Consider the following 20,112-nt stretch of genomic DNA (forward strand, 5'->3'; position numbering starts at 1 on the left):
TATGGAAAACTCTGAAGTGGTTATTTCCATTAACAAAAACGATACAGCACCTATCTTTGAAGTATCCGATTTGGGTATTGTAGGTGACGTTAAAGTTATCCTGCCTAAATTGGCTGATGCAATCAGAAAGTACAAAACAGCAAAAGCTAACAACTAATTTTTAATAGGTTAGGTTTGTTTTTAAAAGTTTCCTTTGGGTTTCCAAGGGAAACTTTTTTTATTTTGTCGTATTTTCTAACAAAAAGAATTTTAGCCTATGGAAATAGAAAAGATATTAAATGAAAAATATTGGTTTCATGTCAACTCTGGTGTAAGTTTATGAAGTGAGATGGGGAGCCGCAATGGGTGCCTCTTAGCCATAGTTAGGATATAACAATACTGATTAATTTGCTGTCAAAAGGAATAGAAGCATGTCAGAAAATAGACAAAATAGACTCAATATGTTATACTAGAGTATATTTTAAATGAAAGGATGAGGCGAAGGTGAGTTTGTTAGAACTAGAATATGAAGATAGATTGTCATCTATACATCCGGAAATAAGTTTAAAAGAAGCAAGGCCTTTTATGGAATTAATGATGGAATATAGATGTGCCTCGATGGAAGTAGAAACAAAACTGAATGTTTTAAATCAGGAATTTGCTTTAAAATATAATAGAAATCCCTTTGAATCAATAAAATCAAGAATTAAAAAGCCTTTAAGTATTGTAGAAAAATTAAATAGAAAAGGTTTTCCTATTACGGTGGAGAGTATGGAGGAAAACCTGTTTGATATTGCTGGCATACGGGTAATTTGTTCCTTTGTGGACGACATCTATGCCATTGCAGCCTTGTTGGTACAACAGGATGATATTACATTGATAGAGGCAAAGGACTATATTAAAAATCCAAAGGAAAATGGGTATCGAAGCTTGCACCTTTTACTAGAGGTACCAGTTTTTTTGGCTGAGGAGAAGAAGCCCATGAAGGTGGAAGTGCAATTTCGCACTATAGCCATGGACTTTTGGGCCAGTTTAGAACACAAACTAAAATATAAAAAAGATGTTACAGATGCTACTGCAATTTTTGGAGAGTTGAAAGAGTGTGCCGAAATTATTAGCAATATGGACTTACGGATGCAGGACATCCGGGATCGGATAGAGGTGCAACGAGATGACACGAGAAGAAATTGCTAAAAATGAATTAGTAAGAAAAAGTCGAAGTGGTATATTGCGAATTGTTTTTGGACGAACTGCAGTTATACTAGTTTTAATAGCTTTACAGGCTTTCTTACTGTTTAATATTTTAAAATATTTTGAGCAGTATGTGCCAGTTTTTTTTGGTGGTAATGCTATTTTTGGATTGTTTATCGTGCTGTACATAATCAATAAGAACAACAATCCTACTGTGCAGTTGTCATGGACAATCTTAACACTGCTTGTTCCCGTAGTTGGTGGTCTGCTTTATTTATATGTGGAAACACACCCAGGGCAGAGGATTTTGGAAAAGCGGTTACAAACTTTATATCAGGAAACGCAAAAATATGTAAAACAGGATGAAGAGGTAATAAATGCTTTGAGGCAGGCGGATATAGGCACTGCCCGAATGGCTGACTATGTGCGTAAGCATGGCAATTTTTCCATCTATCAAAACACGGAGGTAAGGTACCTTCCCCTAGGCGAGGCAAAGTTGGAAGCCATGATAGAAGAGCTTGAGAAAGCAGAGAAATATATTTTTATGGAGTACTTTATAATTGCAAAAGGAGTTATGTGGGAGAAAGTTCTAGAGATTTTAGAACGTAAAGTTGAACAGGGCGTTGAAGTCAGAGTAATGTATGATGGTACTTGTGCCGTAAACCTATTGCCATATAATTATCCAGCCATGATGGAGGCAGTAGGAATAAAGTGCAAGATGTTTGCGCCCCTAAAACCAATTCTGTCTACACACTATAACAATAGAGATCATAGAAAGATACTGGTGATAGATGGAAAGGTTGGTTTTACTGGTGGAATTAACATTGGGGATGAATATATCAACCACGAAAAAAGATTCGGACACTGGAAGGACACAGCTGTTCTGCTAAAAGGAGATGCGGTAGAGGGTCTGACACAAATGTTTTTACAGATGTGGAATGTAAACGAGAAAAATGAAGATTATGAAAAATATTTGTGTGTGGAAAGGGAAAAGAACGATGCCAAAGGCTTTGTTATGCCTTATGGGGATAGCCCATTTGACGAAGAATTAATTGGTGAGACGGTTTATATGGATATTTTAAATCGTGCGGAACATTATGTTCACATTATGTCGCCCTATTTGATTCTTGATCATGAAATGGTAAATGCCCTTTCATATGCGGCAAAAAGAGGTGTAGACGTAAAACTTATGCTACCTCATATACCAGATAAAGTTGCACCTTTTTCTCTGGCAAAGAGTCATTACAAAGAGCTAATTCGTGGAGGTGTTAAAATCTACGAGTATACACCAGGTTTTGTGCACGCAAAAGTTTTTGTTAGTGATAATAAAAAGTCGGTTGTTGGAACTATCAATTTAGACTATCGGAGCTTGTATTTACACTTTGAGTGTGCGGCATTCATGTATGATGTACCAGAGATTGAAGCAATTGAAAGGGATTATCAGGAAACTCTTTCCAAATGTCAACAGATTACACTAGAAGACTGTGCAAAAGAGAAGATTTATATGCGGATATTAGGTAAGTTGCTAAAGGTAGTGGCCCCCCTAATGTGAAATACACTTACAAATTAAAATGCAAAAAGAGAACAGGTATGTTTTGACATATCTGTTTTTTCATTTGCGAATTTTAGGGAGAATCGGATATTTTTGCGGAAGAAAAATGAAATGGGACGACAGCGTTTGACAGAAAGTGCAAGCCACACATGGTATATTTTGGACAAGCAGATAGTCTTTGGGAAGTTGCCAGAGAAACATGCCGACGGATTTTACATATAAGGGAGGACATAGGATGCGGCAGTATTATAACGGTGATATGAATTTGTATGGCTATGGAATAGATGAAGAGTCATCGACTTTGCCTGAAAAAACAAAGCAGATGGGTGCACTGGAAAGTCAAATGCGAATCTACATTGAAGATTATGTGTATACATATTTGTATCAATATGGGAAAAGCAATGGTGGCAAAGAAAAGGTTGCGGCATTGGTGGGGCGACACATAGAAATTAATGGTGAAGATTCCGTTGTGATTTGTGGAGCTATACAAGGAAAAGGCGCCGCACAGAAAAATGGTATCGAGAGTTTTAGCGAAGAAACTTGGGAGTACATCGGCAGTCAGATGGAAACATATTTCAAAGGTATGACATTGGTTGGATGGGCTCATATTCAGCCGGGTTTTGGTTCATTTTTAATGGCAAAAGATGAGCTGTTTCATGAGGAATATTTCAAGGAAAAGTGGCAGGTATTATTTGTCATTGATAGTCTTGATAAAATGGATACGTTTTATATATATAATAATGAAAATAAGGGCCTGCGACAGGCCAGGGGTTATTTTGTTTACTATGATAAAAATAGGGAAATGCAGGAATATATGCTGGAAAACAGCATGGTGCGACCCAAAGAAGATATAAAAGATCTAAACATAGAAGAAACAATTCAGGAAGGTCAGAAAGTAGCTGAGGGAGAGAGGAAAAGACGCAGACCACGTCCAGAGGAACGTATGGATGCTGCAAAGGAAATTCGGCGGGTTCTACAAAGGCGTGCAGAAGAGGCAGAAGAGGCTCAAAAGGGTCGATACACCATGTTAGCCGGGGTAAGTTGTGTTCTTTGTGTTGTTTGTATATGCATGGGATTTGCATTAATGAGTAATATGACCCGATTGCGTAGTTTGGAAGGGGAAATTTTAATGGTTCAAAGCTCTTATCAAAAGCTGGAGGAAAGCATAGAGGGTGTGAAAGTCCAGGCAGCCTTTGCAGCTGAAACTAAGACCCCAACGCCAGTGAAGTCTCAAAAAGAGGATACGCAAAAGGTAGAAGAACCGGCTGTGGAAACATGGCATACCGTTGAGGCTGGAGACAGCTTAGGATTTATTAGCACAAAGTACTATGGAGATAATAGCGGTATTACAAAGATTATGAGGGCTAATAATTTAGAAAATGCCGATATGATTTACGCGGGACAGGCTTTACTTATTCCGTAAATAAAGGCACAATACAAAGTTGATTGAAGTTGTATCATTCTAATTATAAAATCAAATAAGAAAGGTTAGGTGATATTTTAAAAAAATTTATGATTGTGGATTGTATATTGGAGGAATGATAAAGGCCCTTGCCAGATTGGCAGGGCTTTTATATGTAGAAATATCATGATTTGATGAAAAGGGGTTATATTTTATTTTTCTATTGACTGAATGAATAGAAGGCTGCCAAAGAAAAATTTGTAATTTTTTATAAATGGGATCAATGTATAATAAGGAAAGTGGATTTATGAAAAAAATGTTGCGATGTTAGAAATAATATGATACAATATTAATGCTGTTTAAGGATGGATAAGACTCAGAAAAATGAGCAGTATATATAGGAGGATTTGAAATGACAACAATTGGCATGGTTTTAACAGGTATTTTGGCTGTATTAGCAGTAGTATTGTGTGGAATTATATTAATGCAGTCTAAGCGTTCTGCAGGCTTGGGTGCAATTAGTGGCAGTAGCAATGGTGACACTTATTGGAGTAAAAATAAGGGTCATTCTGCTGAGGGTGCGATGGAAAAATATACAAAAATTGGTGGCGCACTTTTTATGATTATTGCTCTTGCAATTAATTTAGTTGGCTAATAGATAGGAGATGCAGAAATGCGTCTCTTTTTTTGTAAAAAACAAAATTGGGAAAAAATATAAATTGGAGGAAATTATGGAATTAAATAATACACTAGAAGAACGAAAGAAGAGGTTGCTTGGATATATCCAAAGTGAAGAATATATTCCTATGAAGCGTAAAGAGATTCGACAAATGCTTTCTGTGCCTGATACTGACAGGGAAAAGTTTGATAGCCTTGTTCAGGAACTGATAAGTGAAGGAAAAGTTGTAGAAACGAAAAAAGGCAAACTACTTGCACCAAAATCTTTAAATATGTCCACAGGTGTTTTTATAGGTCATGCGAAAGGGTTTGGTTTTGTTACCCCCGATGAAGGGGGGAGTGATATCTTTATCCCGGCTAACGAAACTGGTGGAGCAATGCAAAAAGACAGAGTGTTGTATAAAGTAATTCATGAAGGCGGTAAAGATAAGAAGGCAGATGGCGTAATAATCAAAGTATTAGAAAGAGGAGTAACCCGTGTTGTTGGTCTTTATGAGCAGAGCAAAGGGTTTGGCTTTGTCATTGCAGATGATAAAAAATTTGCCAAAGATATATTTATTTCAAAGGAAAATGGTAAGGGTGCTGTAAGTGGCCATAAAGTTGTCGTTGAGATAATTAACTATGGCGAAGAGAGAAGGAATCCAGAAGGGAAGATTGTTGAAATATTAGGACATATAAATGATCCTGGTGTGGATATTTTATCAGTAATTCGACGATTTGATTTGGCCATAGAATTTCCTGAAGAAGTATATAAAGAAATTGAAAATTTAGAACCCGAGGTTTTGGAAAAAGATAAGGAAGGCAGAGAGGACCTGAGGGATGTTTTAACTATTACCATTGATGGTGAGGATGCTAAAGACTTGGATGATGCTGTTTCTTTGACACGCACAGATAAGGGAAATTACTTGCTTGGCGTTCATATCGCTGATGTAACAAACTATGTGCGTGAGCACACAGCATTGGATCGTGAAGCCTATGCTAGAGGAACCAGTGTTTATTTGGTGGATAGAGTCATACCAATGCTACCGCATATGCTTAGCAATGGGATTTGTTCGTTGAATCCCCATACAGATAGATTAACAATGAGCTGTATCATGGAGATTGATCCACAAGGCAATGTTATTGATCATAAAATTTGTGAGTCTGTGATTCACTCAAATTACCGTATGACATATTCTGCTGTTCGGGAAATTTTGGAGGATAAGACCCCTAGCCTTTTAGAAGAATATGCAGAGATTGTGCCTATGCTATCGGAAATGAACGAGCTAAGGGAAGTTTTAGGGGAAAAGCGAAGAAAAAGAGGTTCTGTAAACTTCGATTTACCAGAGTCTAAAATCATACTAAATGACCAAGGAAAACCCATTGAAATTCGCCCCTATGAAAGAAGTATTGCAACCAATTTAATTGAGGAGTTCATGTTGGTTTGTAATGAGACGGTTGCTGAGAATGCATATTGGCAAGAAATCCCCTTTATGTATCGTACGCACATGGAGCCTGATGAAGAAAAGCTGCAGCGTATGGAACAGTTTATTCGTGGATTTGGCTATTATTTGCGTAAAAAAGATGGAGAAATTCATCCAAGGGAGATTCAGCGAGTATTACAAGATGCTGAGGGTACAGACCAGGAGAGAATCATCACCAGAATGGTTTTGCGTAGTATGATGCAGGCACGCTATGGCGCGGATAACTTGGGGCATTTTGGTTTGGCGGCAAAATATTATTGCCATTTCACATCACCAATCCGCCGTTATCCAGATTTGCAAATTCATAGAATGTTGAAGAAAATGCTTCATGGACAAATGGGGGAAAGCCAAATTAAAGAGTATAATAGTAAAATGCCAGATATGGCAAAGCATTGCTCAAAAAGAGAGCGCATTGCTGATGAAGCAGAGCGAGATACAGATCAGTTAAAAAAGGTTGAATTTATGGAAGATAAAATCGGCCAGGTATTCCAGGGAATTATCTCTGGTGTCACGAACTGGGGAATATACGTGGAGTTACCAAATACAATAGAAGGGATGGTTTCTTTGGCAATGCTGGATGATGACTACTACGAATTTGACGATAAGCATATGTTAGTATTTGGAAGAAGAACGGGTAAAACCTATCGCTTAGGTGATAAGGTAACGGTAGTCGTTGCCAAAGTTTCTAAAGAAATTGGAACAATTGACTTTTTATTTGAAGATGGCGAAGAATGAAAAAAAGGCAAAAGCTGAGTAAGCTTTTGCCTTTTTTATTTGTGAAAATTAAGCTTCATTGGCTTCAGTTTTTGCAGCCAATACTTTTTTCTTTTTTAATGCGTATTTTGCAACAATGCACCAAATTATAATCCAAGTTAGGGCAACCCACAAATAGGGAAAGGAAAACGGCGTAGTCACAACACAGTAAATGCCGAAGCCGACACCCAGTACACATACAAAAAGAATTAGACAAAAACCTAAAGACGTTAGTTTATTCATTGAAAAGCCCCCGTTCTTTGCTGCGCATTTCATTTTCGTTTATGCTAAGGTGCTTTACCAAACCCAATATAATTATGATAATGGATTTTCCTTGGCTTTGCAATGGAAATTTAATTTTTAATATAGTTTATTTTTGAAAATAAATTATGCTTTTTTGACATCCAAAATTATTTCAGCATATAGAATGATTTACAAATGATAGGTAAGATAAAACCGTTAGAATCATTTTTTCTTTAGGTTAGGAGATATAAACCACTAAGGAAATGGTAAACATAGGATTAGTGCAGTGACGGGGTTTATATTACTGTCATCAAAAGTTAGTTTCCTAATTCTTTTTTTAATTTGTAGCAATGATACATTCCAACCATGAATCCTCCGCCATATGCCAAAAAGGAAAGCGCAATTAATAACTTAGGAGTTGCCGCATTTGTAAAGAGGTTATAAACAAAAGCCAGCAGCATTAAGGTTGCACTTATTGCAGAGCTATAAGAAATCAATCGGATCTGTTTTGCAGCAGTTTTTGCAACAAAAGTATGTTTATTAAAATCTGGCAGGAGTCGAGACTGCATTTGGCTGATAGACTTTGCCTCTTTAAAGAAAAATATTGCAATACAGCATAGAAGAATAGAGTAGAGTAACATCATTTCCTCCTTTATATTTTATGTAATTGTAGTTTAACATCTCCATCCATATTTCGCAACAGAAGGAAGATGCCCTAAATAACAAACTGACTAAAAATTTAAAATGTATGGATAAAAATACATAGCTTATTTTGCTTGAAGTCATTGTATTCTATGATAAAATATGTTACTTTTATAGAGCAAAGCATAGATGCAATGATGCGTTTATGTACAAAAGAAATAAGGGGAGAGGTAGTATGAGTCAAGGTCTGGAAAAAAGGTATGGACTTCTAACTGCAATTGCCATGGTAGTAGGTATTGTAATTGGAAGTGGTGTTTTTTTCAAAGCGGAAAAGGTTTTGGTAGCAACAGGGGGAAATCTTCCTCAAGGCATTTTAGCATGGTTTTTAGGTGGTTTGGTTATGGTTGCCTGTGCGTATAACTTTGCAGTAATGGCAACAAGATATGAAAAAGTAAGCGGTATTGTTGACTATGCGGAAATGATGGTAGGTACAAAATATGGTTATTTCTTTGCATGGTTCATGGCAACAATTTATTTTCCCGCAATGACTTCTGTTGTGGCATGGGTTTCCGCCAGATATTTCTGTGTATTATTAGGGTGGGATATCGTTGGGCCTCAGGCTATGACAATAGCCAGCTTATTCCTTGTGGGTAGCTATGTACTTAATGCAATTTCACCCAAGTTAGCAGGAAAATTGCAGGTAACCACAACGGTAATTAAGATTATACCTTTGGCATTAATGGCAGTAGTTGGAACGATTTTTGGTCTGAAGAATGGTATTTTGATTGAGAATTTTAATGGTTCAGTTATTGCAGATGTACAGGGCAATCCCTTGTTTACAGCAGTTGTTGGCACTGCGTTTGCTTATGAAGGCTGGATATGCGCAACCAGTATCAATGCTGAGTTAAAAGATGCAAAGCGTAATTTACCTTTGGCATTGGTTATTGGTACGGTATTTGTTGTTTTGATTTATATGCTTTACTATATAGGTTTGGCAGGGGCTGTTGAAAACAGCGTTATGATGGAAGGCGGAGAGACAGGCGCAAAAATTGCATTCTCAACAGTATTTACCCAAACGGGTGGCACATTGCTCTTTGTTTTTGTAGTTATTTCCTGTTTGGGTACATTAAATGGATTAATGTTAGCCTGTACCCGTGGATTCTATGCTATGGCGGCTAGGAATGAAGGGCCTACACCTCATATTTTTAATGGCTTAGATAAAGTCACAAATATGCCTACAAATTCATCTGCAATGGGTGTATTAATGGCAGCGATTTGGCTTACCTATTTTTATGGAGCAAATCTGACAGATCCATGGTTTGGACCTTTTTGTTTTGATAGTTCTGAACTTCCCATTATCACCATTTATGCAATGTACATTCCAATTTTCTTGATGCAGTTGAAAAAAGGAAGTGGTTTGGGTGTTTTCAATCGTTATATTGCACCTCTTTTAGGTGTGGTTGCCAGTGGGTTTATGGTTGTAGCGGCCATTGTATCTTTAGGAAAAGCCATTGTTTATTATCTAATTGTATTTGCAGTTATTATGTGCATTGGTTTTTTACTTAAGAATTATGGGCATGAAAAAATGGAATAAAATGAAACTTTAGGCGGAGATTTCTCCGCCTTTTTGTTATTACAAATAGTTGACATATAAATGAGAAGTTGTATACTATTATTAGCAACATATGTCGAAAACAAAGGAGGAGGGGTTTTATGGCAAGACCGCGAAAATGTAGGAAAGTCTGCTCTTTACCAGAAAATTACGGTTTTGCACCGATGAAAGAAATGGATGATGAAAACCGTGTCATAATGGCCGTAGATGAATACGAAACAATTCGACTGATTGATTTGGTGGGATATACACAAGAAGAATGCGCAGCCCAAATGCATATTGCTAGAACAACAGTGCAGGGTATATATAACGAGGCTCGAAAAAAAATAGCTGATGCGCTGGTAAACGGGAAGGTGCTTTTTATTGAAGGAGGAGACTTTGCTCTTTGTGAAGGTGAAAGCGTGCCTTGTGGGAAAAAATGCGAGAAATTTTGTTGCAAGAAAAGAAAGTTAGATAATATACCTAAGGAGATGTAATTATGAGCGAAAATTGTTCACATAACTGCGGAAGCTGCTCTTCCGACTGTGCTAGCAGAAAACCGGCAGATCTTTTAGTACCTCCCAATGAACATAGCAAGATTAAGAAGGTAATTGCTGTTGTTAGCGGTAAGGGTGGTGTAGGTAAATCAATGGTAACTTCTTCTATGGCTGTTTTGACGAACCGCCTGGGAAAAAACACTGCCATTTTAGATGCAGATATTACGGGTCCATCCATTCCCAAATCCTTTGGAATGACTGAAAAGGCATATGGAACAAAGCAAGGTATGCTTCCTTGCCAAACAAAAAAAGGAATTAAGGTTATGTCCGTTAATCTTTTACTAGATAACGAAACAGACCCGGTGGTTTGGCGTGGACCAATTATTGCTGAAACAGTAAAACAGTTTTGGAAGGATGTAATTTGGGGGGATGTTGAGTATATGTTTATTGATATGCCTCCTGGAACGGGAGATGTACCCTTAACGGTATTCCAGTCCATTGCCATTGACGGCATAATCATTGTCACATCACCTCAAGAATTGGTTGGTATGATTGTTGATAAAGCTGTAAAGATGGCAGAGATGATGAATGTGCCAATTTTGGGTATTGTTGAAAACCTTTCTTATTTTGTCTGTCCTCATTGTGATGAATTACACAAAATTTTTGGTGAAAGTAACATAGATGCAATTGCTATGAGGCATAATATACCTGTGGTTTGTAAGCTGCCTATCGATCCAAGCATAGCAGCGCGTTGCGACAGAGGGGAAACAGAGGAATTAGAAGGCGAATGGCTGAATCCTCTTGTATCTTATTTAGAAAATATTTGAGGTGGTTCAAATGAAAAAAATTATTGCTGTACCTTATGAAAATGGAACTATTTATCAACATTTTGGACATTCTGAAAGATTTAAATTATATACTGCGGAGGACAGATCTGTTATATCTGCCCATGAGACTAGTGCCACTGGCAGTGGTCATGGGCTATTGGCAGAGTTTTTGAATGTTCATGGAGTTTCTGTATTGATTTGTGGTGGCATTGGCGGAGGCGCAAAGACAGCTTTGGTACAGAAAGGGATAGAAATATTCCCAGGTGTTGAGGGGGATGCAGATACAAGGGTGCAGGAGTATTTGAATGGAATGCTGGCATTTAAGCCTGAGACTCAATGCAACCATCATCATGATGATCATGACTGTGGTGAAGAGCATGAACATCACTGTGGAGGCCATTAATTTTGAGTCAGGAGGGTACAGGTATTAACTGGAAAAAAATAATGAAGGCTACCCTTGGAATTGTACTAATGGGTTTGATAGTTTATTTTTTATATGTAGTTTTATCATATAAGAGAGTTAAAGATAATCAACCATTAGAGATTCAACAAAGGTCTGCTGTTGAATCCATTAGGATGGGGGAAGTTTATCGAGTCATGACCTACAATATAGGCTTTGGCGCATATACACCCGAGTATACATTTTTTATGGATGGCGGAAAACGTTCCATAGCCGAAAGTAAGGATAGCGTGATTAGCTGCATCCAGGGCTCTGCTGGTGTTGCAAGGGGGTATAATCCTGACTTTTTGCTGCTGCAAGAGGTGGATTTAGATGCTACAAGGAGTTATCATGTAAATCAAAAGGAATATTTCGATGGTATGTTTTCTGAATATGATAATCAGGCGGCTGTCATTTATGATTCCCCTTTTCTTTTCTACCCTATATGGGAGCCCCATGGGAAGTCTTTATCTGCCATTGTGGTTTACTCTCGCTATCAAATAAAGAGTGCGATTCGACGCAGTTTACCTATTTCAGAAGGGATAAAGAAGTATATTGACTTAGATCGTTGCTATTCAAAAAGTAACATTCCGGTGGAAAATGGAAAGAATCTCTGCCTTTACAATGTGCATCTTTCAGCCTATGGCAATGATAACATAATTAGATCGGCACAGATTGAAATGTTAGCCAACGATATGGAACAGGAGTATTTAGCAGGAAACTATATTGTTTGTGGCGGAGATTTTAATCATGACTTACTGGAAAAGGAAAAGGTCTCTGGCAAAGTTGAAAGCTGGGCTCATCCTTTTCCTAGAAAGGAACTCCCGGAGCATTTTAGCCTTGGTGTGGATCTCCTTTCAGATGAGGCAAGAAATACTCAGGTGAAAAGCAGTAGAAGCAATGATATGCCCTATGATCCCAGAAAAACATCTGTTGTAACATTAGATGGGTTCATCATTTCCGATAACATAGAGATAATGGAATATGATGTTCTTGATGTTTCATTTAATTATTCGGATCACAATCCCGTTACAATGTCTTTTAAATTGAAGGTATAACGAAAAGGCTCCCCAATCAGGGGAGCTTTTTTCGTTTTAATTTGAGAGTGTGAATCACAAAGTCCATTTTCATACCGTCAAAAAAATGACATATCGCGCTACATTTGAACAAGAAAAGTCTGAAAAAAGCAAAAAAATTGGGGTAAATATGCACAAAGCCTAAAAAACATAAATTCCGTTTTAACTATGTATCAATAAAAATACAAAAAAATGTTGAAAATGAATTATAGTATAGGCATAATGGTTATTTTTAATGTTAAATTAATAAATTTTTTCGTGAATTATACTCATTCTTGTTAGTATTTTAACTTTATATTTTTTAATGCTGATTTAATAAAACGAGTCAAAAATATGAATAAAAATTAATAAAAGTTGTACATTTTTCTCCAAAAACACCGAAATGGAAGAAATTGCTTTATAAAAAAATACTTGTTTTTTTACCGTAATCATATAAAATAGTAAATAGGTAACAGAATCTGAGGGAGCATCTTTATTTTGTATCCGACAAAAAAATATCATTCGTTGACGTGGGAGCGGATTAACTTGTCATACAAAGAGTAAGGGTGAAGATTCTGACCGGCGTACTTATTATAATATAATAATTTGGGAGGGAATTAAATGGAAGCGATTAACAATTTTGTATCCGCCATCAATGGTATTGTATGGGGTCCCGTAATGTTGGTTCTGTTGTTTGGTACTCATGTTTTCCTTACACTCAGAACAAGAGTAATTCAGAGACATATCTTTAAGGCGATCAAGCTTTCTGTAACACCTGATGATGAGGCTGAAGGCGACGTTTCCGGTTTTGGGGCTTTGGCAACTGCTTTGGCCGCTACAATTGGTACTGGTAATATTGTAGGTGTAGCAACAGCGGTTTCTATCGGCGGACCTGGTGCGATTTTCTGGTGCTGGTTGACTGGTCTGTTTGGTATTGCAACAAAATATGGCGAGGCTTTATTAGCAATTAAGTACAGAGTAAAAGATAGCACTGGTTCTATGATCGGTGGTCCTATGTATGCATTGGAAAGAGGTCTTGGACAAAAGTGGTTGGGTGTCTTGTTTGCCCTGTTTGCTGGTGTTGCTTGCTTTGGTATTGGTAACATGACACAGGCTAACTCCATTTCCACAATGGTGCGTGACAACTTTGGTTTACCTACTTGGATTACAGGTATTGTTATTACAGTTGGTACAGCTTTGGTTATTCTGGGCGGTGTTAAATCTATCGCAAAGGTTTGTGAAAAGTTAGTTCCCTTAATGGCAGGTCTTTATATTTTAGGTTGTGTTATTATCTTGGTTCTCAATGGACCCTATATTCTTCCTGCTTTAAAAATGATCGTAGGTAGTGCATTTACAGGAAATGCAGCAGGTGGCGGTTTTGTTGGTGCTACAGTAATGTTGGCGATTCGTTTTGGTATTGCCCGTGGTTTGTTTACAAATGAATCTGGTTTGGGTTCTGCACCTATCGCTGATGCAGCTGCTATGACAAGAAACCCTGTACGTCAGGCTTTAATTGCTATGTCTGGTGTATTCTGGGATACAATAATTGTATGTGCTTTAACTGGTTTGGTTTTGGTATCTTCTATTTTGAAAAACCCAGAAGGTATGGCTGGTTTAAATGGTGGTGCTTTGACATCTGCAGCATTTAACCACATTCCTGTAATTGGGCCTATTGTATTAACAATTGGTTTGATCACATTCGCATGGTCTACAATTTTAGGTTGGAGCTACTATGGCGAAAGATCTTGGGTTTACTTAATGGGTACTAAATCTATTAAACCTTTCCGTGTAGCTTGGGTTATTGTGGTATTTATTGGTAGTGTTACTGCTCTTGACTTGGTATGGAATATTGCTGATACGTTAAATGCTATGATGGCATTCCCTAACTTGGTTGCTTTACTAGGTTTGAGTGGTGTAATTGTAACTGAAACAAAGAAATATCTGTGGGATGACAATATGGAAGGTTGGTCTACAGATGAAATTCCAACAGTGAATAGATAATAGAATAATACATTTCAATCCCACGTTAGAAAGGCGGCATTTATGCCGTCTTTTTTTGTAATAAAAAACAAATAATCGTCTGCTGGAGGGGTGGATTTGTTAAATGTGAAAATGTAGCCATCGAATGTTGGAAAATTAGAATAAGGGTGATTAAAAAGGTATTTCTTCAAAGTCATACCAGAAAAAATTTGAACCTATCAATACACATTTTTTAGAAGTGTAAAACATAAAAAATTGTGTATTAATATAAGAAAAGAGTATTTTACGATTTTTCTATGACCAAAATGTTCTATTACTCAGAAGGATAAAGGAGATTATGTAAAAAGATGGATAAAATATTAAAATGATTATACTGAAATTCGTGTATATTGTATTTAGAATTTGGTGTTCATAGCAACTATAATTGTCCTCCCTAAAAAAACACTTGTGTTTTTAATGAAGTGATGTACAATAAAAACTAGATTTAAAATCATGATTTAAATTATTAATACCTATTAATAAAATATATTAATTTGTATACTATTTATTTGGTGTTAGTAGATATGGTTTTTTATCTGTGTCAATATTTTATACGTATGGTTAAGTTAGGGAGGGAATTTAATGGATGCAGTAAATAGTTTTGTTGATGCAGTAAATGGTTTTGTATGGGGTCCTGTAATGTTGGTTTTGTTGTTTGGTACGCACATATTTTTAACACTGCGAACTAGATTCATTCAGAGGTATACATTGAAGGCCATTAAGCTTTCTGTTACACCTGACCTTGATGCAGAGGGAGATGTATCTGGTTTTGGGGCGTTAACAACGGCTTTGGCAGCAACGATTGGTACGGGTAACATTGTTGGTGTGGCCACAGCGGTTGCACTAGGCGGACCTGGTGCAATTCTTTGGTGCTGGTTAACGGGTCTTTTTGGTATTGCAACAAAATATGGTGAAGCTTTGTTGGCCATTAAATACAGAGTGAAGGATAGTACAGGCTCAATGATTGGCGGTCCCATGTATGCGTTGGAAAGAGGCCTTGGTCAGAAGTGGCTGGGTGTTTTATTTGCTGTGTTTGCAGGCGTAGCTTGTTTTGGTATTGGGAATATGACACAGGCAAATTCTATTTCGACAATGGTTTTAAATAACTTTGGATTGCCTCAATGGGTTACTGGCATTGCATTAACTGTTTGCACAGCTTTGGTTATTTTGGGTGGCGTGAAATCTATCGCTAAGTGTTGTGAAAAGTTGGTTCCATTGATGGCGGGTTTATACATATTAGGTTGCATAGTCATTTTGTTCATCAATGCACCTTATATCGGTTCTGCGTTTCAGTTGATTGTGACCAGTGCGTTTACCCCGACGGCAGCTGGTGGTGGGTTTGTTGGTGCAACTGTAATGATGGCAATCCGCTTTGGTATTGCCCGTGGTCTATTTACAAATGAATCTGGCTTAGGTTCGGCACCTATTGCAGCGGCAGCAGCAATGACCAAAAACCCTGTGCGACAGGCGTTGATTGCCATGTCTGGTGTGTTCTGGGACACAATTATAGTCTGTGCCTTAACTGGTTTGGTGCTAGTATCTTCTATTTTGAAAAACCCTGAAGGTATGGCTGGATTAGATGGTGGTGCACTAACTTCTGCAGCGTTTAATCATATCCCGATAATAGGACCTATTGTTTTGACCATTGGCTTGGTTACCTTTGCTTGGTCTACAATTTTGGGTTGGAGCTACTACGGTGAGAGAGCTTGGGTGTACTTGGTAGGAACAAAGTGTATCAAACCTTTCCGTGTAGTTTGGGTTATTGTAGTATTTATTGGTTGTGTTATGTCTTTGCAGTTGGTGTGGAATATCGCAGATACACTAAATGCAATGATGGCATTCCCCAACTTAATTGCTCTGTTAGGCCTAAGTGGTGTAATTGTATCTGAGACTAAGAAGTATTTGTGGGATGACAACTTGGAGGGCTGGTCAACAGATGAAACTCCCACAGTGGATAGGTAATTTTTCTTTATTGAGTAAAAAAAGCGGCGTGGATGCGCCGCTTTTTTTGCGTGGTTTTTGGTTTTTCCGAATATTATTCTTTTTCAGATTTGCATCATATAAAAATTTGTGGATGATAGAATAGAGGGGATGAAAATTAATTAGAAGCATGGGAGACTCTCAGTTTCATTGTTGCCAAATATTTCTCAAACTGGGGGGAGAGCATATGAATGGGATGATACCCCATGATTGAGGTAGATAGGGGTATAATAAGCAAGAAAAAAGCCAAAAATGAAAAAACCTGTTAAGAATTCGTTAAAAAAATGACGTCAACTGGCCTTTTTATCACAAAAAAATAGATGTTAATGTGACAATGAAAAAAATAAGGGTGAAAATATATGAATTATGCTTCATTTTTCGCACTAATAAAGGGATAAAATTTAATTATATTACAAACTTTTTGAAGTTCAAGGCATATTTTAAAAAAATATGATGTAATATACACATAAAATTTAAAATAAATATAATTAATATACTAATATATGCATAGTTTCAATGCAAAAAAAATATTTTGTAGTATTTTATATGTCAAAAAAAACTTGTAATTTAGAAAAAAATAGGTAAAATAGGATACGAGCAAGAGGCTCTGATCCGTTCTGTAAAAAATAAGAAATGATAATTTTTTAACAAATTGAACGTGGGGGAGTAATAACGATATTTAGTATTGGAGACTCTGGCTGACGCACTCATTCTTTATTAATTAGGGGGGAATAGCATGGAAGCAATAAATAATTTTGTATCCACCATCAATGGCTTCGTTTGGGGCCCCGTAATGCTAGTTCTATTGTTTGGTACGCATGTGTTCTTAACAATTAGAACAAGATTTGTACAGAGATACATAGGCAAGGCAATCAAGCTTTCTATCACACCCGACAATGAAGCCGAAGGCGATGTATCTGGCTTTGGTGCCTTGGCAACAGCTTTGGCGGCAACAATTGGAACTGGTAATATTGTTGGTGTGGCTACTGCGGTAGCTTTAGGTGGCCCTGGTGCAATTTTATGGTGCTGGTTAACAGGTCTTTTTGGTATTGCTACAAAATACGGCGAGGCTTTGTTGGCTATTAAGTACAGGGTTAAGGATAAAACTGGTGCTATGGTGGGCGGTCCTATGTATGCATTGGAAAGAGGCCTTGGTCAAAAATGGTTAGGTATTCTGTTTGCAGTCTTTGCAGGTATTGCTTGCTTTGGTATCGGCAATATGACACAGGCCAACTCTATTGCAACTATGGTTGATGCAAACTTCGGTGTACCTTCTTGGATTACAGGCATTGTGTTAACAATTGCAACTGCTTTGGTTATCTTGGGAGGTGTAAAATCCATCGCTAAGTTTTGTGAAAAACTGGTGCCTTTTATGGCAGGTTTTTATATCTTAGGCTGCATTATTATTCTGGTAATTAACGCACCTTTCATTGGTTCAGCATTTAAGTTGATTGTAAGCAGCGCATTCACATCAACAGCAGCTGGTGGTGGTTTTGTAGGTGCAACAGTAATGATGGCAATTCGTTTTGGTATCGCACGTGGATTGTTTACAAACGAATCTGGTTTGGGTTCTGCGCCTATCGCTGACGCAGCTGCTATGACAAGAAACCCTGTACGTCAGGCTCTGATTTCTATGTCCGGTGTTTTCTGGGATACAATCGTTGTTTGTGCTTTGACAGGTTTGGTTTTGGTAACTTCTATTTTGAAGAACCCAGAGACTATGTCTGGTTTAAATGGTGGTATGTTAACCACAGCAGCTTTTAATACAATTCCTGTTGTTGGACCCATCGTTCTTACTATCGGTTTAATTACCTTCGCATGGTCTACAATTTTAGGCTGGAGCTACTATGGCGAAAGATCTTGGGTATATTTGGTTGGTACCAAGGCAATTAAACCTTTCCGCTTTGTTTGGGTAGTTGTAGTATTTATTGGTTGTGTTACTGCCCTTGACCTTGTTTGGAACATTGCTGATACATTGAATGCTATGATGGCATTCCCTAACTTAGTTGCTTTGCTTGGTCTAAGCGGAGTTATTGTTACGGAAACAAAGAAATATTTGTGGGACGACAATATGGAGGGTTGGTCCACAGATGCAATTCCTACAGTAAACAAATAAATTTGAGCATCACACCCCACGTAAAAAAAGACGGCAGAAATGTCGTCTTTTTTGTATGTTGTTAAGATATAGAATAAAAAAACTACGTTTCTAAGGAAGAAACGTAGTAAAAAGTGTGAGTGACATGATTCGAACACGCGGCCTTCTGATCCGTAGTCAGACGCTCTATCCAGCTGAGCTACACTCACATAGCTTTTCGGAACATTTAATATCATAATAGATTGAGATATGTTTGTCAAGAGGTATTTTGAAATTTTAGAAGAAAACCCCCTTTTCTTTAAATTGAAATCTAGAGAAAAGGGGTTAGATTATTTATGCTTATTGATATAGGGCAGTATCTTCGTAAACTGTTGTGTGTGATGAAAACCGTTTTGCACGAGTTTTTTTGGGTACTTGGTAATTTTTTTTGCCATCCTAGCTCCAAGAACCAATGGGATAATAGGTGCTGAAATTTTTTCGGGTCTATCACCACTTAATAGGATTTTATTGTATAGCATCTCAACGCTAGAACAAAATTTTTCTACGGATAAGTCTTTCATTGTTTCTTTTGCAGCAACAGAAAGCCTTTCTTGTAGGGCTTTATCTGTAAGAACCTGATATAACAATTCAGGTAAATTTTCCTTGTTTTCAAACAGCAAACCTGTTTGGTTATGTGATATGATATTATCAATGCAAGGGTCTTTTTGTGCCACTACAGGGACACCAGCCGCCATTGCTTCTGCAAAGGTAAGTCCTTGTGTTTCTGTAATTGAGGCACTACAAAAAACAGTTCCTAGTTGATAGTACTTTCCGATTTCTGTCCAAGGTTTGCCGCCAGTAAAAATAACATGTTCCTCAATATTCAAAGTTTTGGCCAGAGCCTCTAAGTTCTCTTTTTCAGGCCCTTCCCCTACAATAACCAATTTTACTTTCGAGATTTTTTGTAATAAAGCTGGCATTGCTCCTATTACCACATCAATACTTTTTTCTTTTGCTATTCTGCCTAAAGAAAGGACAACAGGCGTGTCTGCCGATAGCCCTAAGGAATGGCGTAGTTCTTGGATTTCTTCGCAAGAAAAGTTATCCTGATTGAAATGAGATGTGTCAATCCCAGTAGGAATGATAGAAATAGGTGTGGTGACGCCATAACTTAATAGTAGGTCCTTTGTTTTTTGTGTTGGCACGATTACATCAGTGGTAGCGTTGCAAAAAACCTTACTAAAATCTCTAGCCATTTCAGAGGTGATAATATGTCCACCTGCAATGTAATGAACGTAATCTTCATACATGGTGTGGTAGGTGTGCACCAATGGTATCCCTTGGGTTGTTGAAATGAATTTGCCAAAGAAGCCGAGGGAGAACTCTGTTTGTGTATGAATCACATCCAAGTTGAGGGCGTGAATTTTTCTTAAAAGATGAGGTGGGCAAAGAAGGCCAGCACGAAAGTTTTTAACAAACAAAAAGGGCATGCTTGGAATACGAAAAACGTTTGGTTCGTCAATTTCTGGTGTACGGGGGTCCCACGGTGTGAAGATATAAACATTGTGACCCTTTTGCTCTAACCCACGAGCTAATGTACGGATTGAGGTAGCGACACCGTTAATCTGTGGAAAGTATGTGTCTGAAAATATACCTATATTCATAAAAATACTCCTTAGTCCATTTATATTTAATCGTGTCCTTATGAGATTTTAATACACTTCTTA

General features: G+C 37.5%; 17 protein-coding genes and 1 tRNA gene. 14 read left to right on the forward strand and 4 right to left on the reverse strand.

The window, feature by feature from the left end; genetic code table 11:
* Positions 1 to 483: 483 nt before the first annotated feature.
* The 6 genes from ABVZ64_RS07265 (at position 484) to rnr (ending at position 7,000) form a co-directional block, all read left to right on the forward strand.
* Complete coding sequence (locus tag ABVZ64_RS07265) at positions 484 to 1,173, forward strand: GTP pyrophosphokinase (RefSeq protein ID WP_352400364.1); 690 nt, start codon at positions 484 to 486, stop codon at positions 1,171 to 1,173.
* Positions 1,151 to 2,722, forward strand: coding sequence for a cardiolipin synthase (gene cls / locus ABVZ64_RS07270; RefSeq protein WP_352400365.1), 1,572 nt, complete (start codon positions 1,151 to 1,153; stop codon positions 2,720 to 2,722). The genes ABVZ64_RS07265 and cls overlap by 23 nt, the downstream gene beginning before the upstream one ends.
* 93 nt (positions 2,723 to 2,815) lie before the next feature.
* On the forward strand, positions 2,816 to 2,944 hold the full coding sequence (locus ABVZ64_RS07275) for a hypothetical protein (RefSeq protein ID WP_352400366.1): 129 nt from the start codon (positions 2,816 to 2,818) through the stop codon (positions 2,942 to 2,944).
* A 13-nt stretch (positions 2,945 to 2,957) separates the two neighbouring features.
* Positions 2,958 to 4,145, forward strand: a complete 1,188-nt coding sequence (locus tag ABVZ64_RS07280) for a LysM peptidoglycan-binding domain-containing protein (protein ID WP_352400367.1) — start codon at positions 2,958 to 2,960, stop codon at positions 4,143 to 4,145.
* Between the two features lie 391 nt (positions 4,146 to 4,536).
* Positions 4,537 to 4,779: a preprotein translocase subunit SecG gene (secG, locus tag ABVZ64_RS07285; RefSeq protein ID WP_352400368.1), complete on the forward strand. Its 243-nt coding sequence runs from the start codon at positions 4,537 to 4,539 to the stop codon at positions 4,777 to 4,779.
* A 76-nt stretch (positions 4,780 to 4,855) separates the two neighbouring features.
* Complete coding sequence (rnr, locus tag ABVZ64_RS07290; protein WP_352400369.1) at positions 4,856 to 7,000, forward strand: ribonuclease R; 2,145 nt, start codon at positions 4,856 to 4,858, stop codon at positions 6,998 to 7,000.
* A 48-nt stretch (positions 7,001 to 7,048) separates the two neighbouring features.
* Here rnr and ABVZ64_RS07295 read toward each other — a convergent pair whose 3' ends face one another.
* Both ABVZ64_RS07295 and ABVZ64_RS07300 read right to left on the reverse strand, forming a co-directional pair.
* A complete protein-coding gene (locus ABVZ64_RS07295) occupies positions 7,049 to 7,261 on the reverse strand; it encodes a hypothetical protein (protein ID WP_352400370.1) in 213 nt (70 codons plus the stop codon).
* 317 nt (positions 7,262 to 7,578) lie between these two features.
* Positions 7,579 to 7,905: a hypothetical protein gene (locus tag ABVZ64_RS07300; RefSeq protein WP_352400371.1), complete on the reverse strand. Its 327-nt coding sequence runs from the start codon at positions 7,903 to 7,905 to the stop codon at positions 7,579 to 7,581.
* A gap of 233 nt (positions 7,906 to 8,138) precedes the next feature.
* On the opposite strand from ABVZ64_RS07300, the gene ABVZ64_RS07305 reads away from it, so the two are divergent.
* The 8 genes from ABVZ64_RS07305 (at position 8,139) to ABVZ64_RS07340 (ending at position 18,427) form a co-directional block, all read left to right on the forward strand.
* On the forward strand, positions 8,139 to 9,497 hold the full coding sequence (locus tag ABVZ64_RS07305; RefSeq protein ID WP_352400372.1) for an APC family permease: 1,359 nt from the start codon (positions 8,139 to 8,141) through the stop codon (positions 9,495 to 9,497).
* A 119-nt stretch (positions 9,498 to 9,616) separates the two neighbouring features.
* On the forward strand, positions 9,617 to 9,991 hold the full coding sequence (locus tag ABVZ64_RS07310; RefSeq protein ID WP_352400373.1) for a DUF134 domain-containing protein: 375 nt from the start codon (positions 9,617 to 9,619) through the stop codon (positions 9,989 to 9,991).
* Positions 9,992 to 9,993: 2 nt separating this feature from the next.
* The gene (locus ABVZ64_RS07315) at positions 9,994 to 10,818 is read left to right on the forward strand and encodes a P-loop NTPase (protein ID WP_352400374.1); all 825 of its coding nucleotides are present in this window, start codon (positions 9,994 to 9,996) and stop codon (positions 10,816 to 10,818) included.
* Positions 10,819 to 10,828: 10 nt separating this feature from the next.
* A complete protein-coding gene (locus ABVZ64_RS07320; protein ID WP_352400375.1) occupies positions 10,829 to 11,221 on the forward strand; it encodes a NifB/NifX family molybdenum-iron cluster-binding protein in 393 nt (130 codons plus the stop codon).
* Between the two features lie 2 nt (positions 11,222 to 11,223).
* Positions 11,224 to 12,315: an endonuclease/exonuclease/phosphatase family protein gene (locus tag ABVZ64_RS07325; protein ID WP_352400376.1), complete on the forward strand. Its 1,092-nt coding sequence runs from the start codon at positions 11,224 to 11,226 to the stop codon at positions 12,313 to 12,315.
* 618 nt (positions 12,316 to 12,933) lie between these two features.
* Positions 12,934 to 14,313 (forward strand): alanine/glycine:cation symporter family protein, encoded by a 1,380-nt coding sequence (locus tag ABVZ64_RS07330; RefSeq protein ID WP_352400377.1) that lies wholly within the window; start codon positions 12,934 to 12,936, stop codon positions 14,311 to 14,313.
* Between the two features lie 600 nt (positions 14,314 to 14,913).
* Positions 14,914 to 16,293 (forward strand): alanine/glycine:cation symporter family protein, encoded by a 1,380-nt coding sequence (locus tag ABVZ64_RS07335; protein ID WP_352400378.1) that lies wholly within the window; start codon positions 14,914 to 14,916, stop codon positions 16,291 to 16,293.
* Positions 16,294 to 17,047: 754 nt separating this feature from the next.
* The gene (locus tag ABVZ64_RS07340) at positions 17,048 to 18,427 is read left to right on the forward strand and encodes an alanine/glycine:cation symporter family protein (RefSeq protein WP_352400379.1); all 1,380 of its coding nucleotides are present in this window, start codon (positions 17,048 to 17,050) and stop codon (positions 18,425 to 18,427) included.
* Positions 18,428 to 18,541: 114 nt separating this feature from the next.
* On the opposite strand, the gene ABVZ64_RS07345 is transcribed toward ABVZ64_RS07340, so the two are convergent.
* Positions 18,542 to 18,615: transfer RNA gene (locus tag ABVZ64_RS07345), tRNA-Arg, on the reverse strand.
* Between the two features lie 120 nt (positions 18,616 to 18,735).
* Entirely contained in the window at positions 18,736 to 20,049 is a 1,314-nt protein-coding gene (locus tag ABVZ64_RS07350) for a glycosyltransferase family 4 protein (RefSeq protein ID WP_352400380.1), read from the reverse strand.
* Positions 20,050 to 20,112 lie beyond the last annotated feature (63 nt).

The organism is Anaerotignum sp., assembly GCF_040307045.1.
Taxonomy (GTDB): domain Bacteria; phylum Bacillota; class Clostridia; order Lachnospirales; family Anaerotignaceae; genus Chakrabartyella.